The organism is Actinomadura sp. GC306 (genome assembly GCF_004348665.1).
Lineage (GTDB): Bacteria > Actinomycetota > Actinomycetes > Streptosporangiales > Streptosporangiaceae > Spirillospora.
Genome location: NZ_SMKM01000403.1, coordinates 1 through 4177 on the forward strand (window position 1 = coordinate 1; position 4177 = coordinate 4177).

Here is a 4177-nt window from a genome sequence, read left to right on the forward strand (position 1 = left end):
CCCGCCCGGCGCCGCACCGCACCCCCTCTGATCACCACCGAACACCCTCGGCAACCCTCCGCGACCGTCCCGATCCGGCCACGGAACCCCGTCCGCCGCGGGCGCCCTTGCGGGGCCCGCGGCGGGGGTGGCTCCGCCGCGGGCCCCGAAGGGGGTCACTCGTTGAAGAGGCGGCCGTAGTCGGCCATCGCCAGGGCTATGTCGGCCTGGGCCCAGAATCGGTGGTAGGTGAACACGGGTGGTGTGGAGGTCTCGCCGTTGGCGTAGGCCCACACGCGGTCGAAGTCCGGGTCGTCCTCGTAGAAGGAGCGGATGGACATGAAGGTCGAGTTCGAGTTGACCGGGTCGCCGTTCGGCATGGTCCCGGACCATCCCGGCGGGACGTAGACCGGGTCGTTGACGCGGTCGTAGTCGGCCCTCGTCTCCTCGACGGCGATGCCCTTCCCGTCGGTGTGGTGCCAGAGCGCATCGAGGAGGTCCTTGGCGGTCTGCCTGGCGTCCTCGTCGCCCGACCTGGCCGCGTAGTACGCCAGGGTCTTGGCGTACGCGGCGGTGACGCCGACGTCGTTGGTGTGCTCGACGACGGTGACGTGCAGGCCGGTGTTCGCCGGCGGCATGCCGCTCGCGGACGACCAGTCGGCGTCGGGCGCCCCGGACCACCGCATCGTGGACGGGATCCGGATGGTGCCCGCGGCCGGGTCCACCGTCGTCTCCGACAGCGCCCAGTCGACCCACTTGTCGAGGATCGCCTTGGCGTCGGCGTTGCCGGTGACCTGGTAGAGCTCGGCGACCCGCTCCATCGACCACGCCTGGAAGCCGAACCACTGGTTGCTCGGCGGGTCGTGGTAGACGGGCTGCCAGTCGTAGGCCATCCCGAAGAAGGTCGTCAGGTCGGACGGCGGTGTGCTGTAGCTGCCCTCCCAGCTGTTGGTGACCCCGCCCGCGATGGCGCCCTCGGCGGACTGCAGCCACTTGTAGAGCTGCAGCTGCCGGGTGAGGCTGGTCTCCCAGTCGGCCTTCGCCGTCGCGCCGCGCGGGGCGAGCGCCGGGTCGTTCACCAGCGCCCAGGCGGCGAAGGGGTTCTGGTAGCCGAAGTGCGAGGCGCCGTCGCCGATGCGCCACGCCCAGCCGGCGCTGGAGTCCAGCGCGCCGCCCCACGCGTAGTACCACGACAGGAGGTAGTGCGCGCTGCTCTTGCCCGTGCCGCCGGGGCAGGACGAGGCGGGGTGGCAGTCGCCGATCTCCTTGAAGTACTTGTCGAAGAAGGCGTAGCGCAGGTAGTCGCCCAGCTTGCCCGCCTTCGCGACGGTGGCCGCGACCTCGCCGGACTTGCCCTGCTCACCGGCCCAGACGTTCGCCCAGTACGCGGCCTGGATGGCGCGCGCGTCGGCGTCCGGGGCGTTGGTGAACTTCCACTGCTCGGCGTAGGAGTCGTCCTCGATGAACAGGTCGAGGAAGCCGTTCGGCCCGCCGTACTCGAACCTGTCGCACGTCGGCTGCGGGACGGTCTCGAACACCGACTCCTGGGAGCCGCGCTGGTAGGTGTTGATGTAGGACGGGCCGTCGGCGCCCGGCCCCTCCTCGCAGCCGCCGCCCGGCGTGTTGCCGAAGCCGTAGACGTTGTCCACGTCCTGCAGCCAGTGCATGCCGTAGATGTCGTCCGTGCCGTACGCGGCCTCCAGCTCCGACGCGATCGGGTCCTGGCCGGTGGGGACGCTGCCGTCGATCGGGCTCGGGTAGTCGCTCGGATCGGGGTGCTCGGCGGCGTAGGTGGCCGGCGAGGACGGGTCGTAGAAGGAGTTCGTCGGCTGGTCCTCGCCGGTGGGGATCATGTACCTCTCCATCAGCGACCAGGAGTCGTTGAACGGCTCCCAGTTCTGCGTGACCTTGCCGTACATGGCCTCCAGCCAGATGAGGTAGCTGTACGCCTCCGACGTCGTCTCGTGCCCGTGGTCCGGGGCCTCGACCAGGAACGTCTCGACCGAGTGGTACGGGATGCCCTCGGGGCTGAAGTAGCCGTTCGCCGGGTCCTTGATCTTGTCGTACTGGTCGAGGAACCGCTGGGTGTAGGTGTCACCGCCGGTCGCGACCTGCGTCGCCGTCACCTCGGCGGCCGCGTGGCCGGGCGCCGTCGAGGTGAAGGTGGCGGTGCCGGTCCCGGAGTCGTTCGCGGTGATCTCCACGTCGCGGGCGGTCGACCAGTTCTGCGGCGTGAACGTGAGCGTCCCGCCGCCGGTGACCGACAGGCCGCTGTTGCCCGCGGTCCGGGCGGTCGTCACGGTCACGTTGCCGGACGGGGCCTCCGACAGCCGGACGCCGAACGTGGCGGTCGAGCCCTGCGCGACGGTCAGCGCGGCCGGGCTCGCCACGACGCTCGCCGCCGCGGTGACCGTGATCCCCACCGGGGTGGACTCGCCGGTCGCGCCATTGCTGTCGGTCGCCCTCGCGTAGACCGAGTGGGCGCCGGCCTCGGACGGCGTCCAGTTCAGGCTGTACGGCGCGGTGGTGTCGGCCGCGCCGAGGATCCCGTCCTGGTTGAAGAACTCGACCTTGGCGATGGACACGCCGTCCGCGGCCTGGGCGGTCGCCGCCAGCGGCACCGAGGCCCCCACCGAGTACGTCGCACCGGCGGACGGGCTGGTCAGCGCCACGGTCGGCGCGGGCGCGGTCTCGTTGCAGCGCGTCCCGTTCAGGGTGAACGCGGTGGGTTCGGCGTTCGTCCCGCTGTAGGTGAACTGCGCGCCGACGTTGACGGTCGCGCCCGTGGCCAGGGACCCGTTCCAGCTCTCGTTGGCGACGGTGACCTGCGAGCCCGACTGGGACCACCGGCCCGACCAGCCGCTGGTGAGCCGCTGGTTCCCCGAGTAGGAGTAGGTGAGCTCCCAGCCGTTGAGCGGGTCGCCCTGGTTGGTGATGTCGATGCTCGCCGTGAAGCCGCTGCCCCAGTCGTTGGCCGTGTAGGCGACCTTGCAGGACGCCGCGGCGGCCTGCACGGGCACCAGGGCGCCCAGGCCGCCGAAGAGCAGCGTCAGTGCGGCGCCGGCGGCGGTGAGCACGCGCCATCGTTGTCGTCTTCTCACCTGTGTTCCTTCCTGTAGAGCCCGGTGTCCGGGCACGGCGGGCTCCACCACCGGCGGAGTCCGGTGGCGGTGCGGAGGGGGCGGGACGAGCGGCCCGCGTCAGCCCGGGGCCGTCAGCCGGACTCCCGGATGATCAACTTGGTGCGCAGCACGACGCCGCGCTCGCCGGCGGGCCGGCCCCCGGTGCAGGCCCGCAGCTCGCGGGCCAGCCGGGCGCCGAGGTCCTCGGCCGGCTGCTGGACGGTCGTCAGCCGCGGCCGCACCTGCCGGGCGACCGGGGCGTCGTCGAATCCGACGACGGCGACGTCGTCGGGGACGCGGCGGCCCGCGCGGCGCAGCGCGCCGAGGGCGCCCACGGCCATCTGGTCGGACGCGGCGAGGACGGCGTCGACGTCCGGCCGCCGCTCCAGCAGCCGGCGCATCGCCCGCTCGCCGGACAGCCGGCCGAAGTCGCCTTGGCAGACGAGCCCGTTGACGCCCATGCCGGCCTCCTGCGCGGCGAGCCGGTAGCCGGCCAGCCGGTCGACGCCGGCGCCCATGTCGGCGGGCCCGGCGATCGTGCCGATGCGGCGCCGCCCGGACGCGAGCAGGTGCCGGACGGCGGCCTGCGCGCCGCCGAGGTTGTCGACGTCGACGTACGGGAGCGCGACGTCCTCCAGGGGCCGGCCGGCCAGCACGACCGGGGCGCCCGCGGCCGCCTGCACGAGCGGCGCGAGGTGGTCGCGGCGGGCGCCGAGCAGCAGCACGCCCTCGGCCTGCCCGCCGCGCAGGTAGCCGGTGGTCGCCCGCCACTCCTCCGCCCGCCCGGCCATGAGGACGACGAGCGGCGCGCGGCCGGCGAGCTCGCGCCGCACGCCCCACAGCAGGCGCGCGAAGTAGGGGTCGCCGAGGACGCGGCAGCCGTCCTCGCACACGACGGCGGCGATCGTCCCGGAGGAGACGCGGTCGGGGGAGCCGGCCCGGCGGCGGACGTAGCCGAGCCGCTCGACGGCGGCCTCGACCTGGAGGCGGGCGGCGCGGCTGACCCGGGCGGAGCCGTTGAGCACGCGGGACGCGGTCGCCGGGGAGACGCCGGCGAGCTGGGCGACGTGCGCGAG

Annotated in this window: 2 protein-coding genes; both read right to left on the reverse strand. The window is 73.4% G+C overall.

What is annotated here, in order from left to right; all coding sequences use genetic code 11:
- Positions 1-155: 155 nt before the first annotated feature.
- Entirely contained in the window at positions 156-3080 is a 2925-nt protein-coding gene (locus E1200_RS31675; RefSeq protein ID WP_131956083.1) for a glycoside hydrolase family 48 protein, read from the reverse strand.
- A gap of 113 nt (positions 3081-3193) precedes the next feature.
- The coding region (locus tag E1200_RS31680) for a LacI family DNA-binding transcriptional regulator (protein ID WP_207933642.1) at positions 3194-4177 on the reverse strand (984 nt) is incomplete at its 5' end.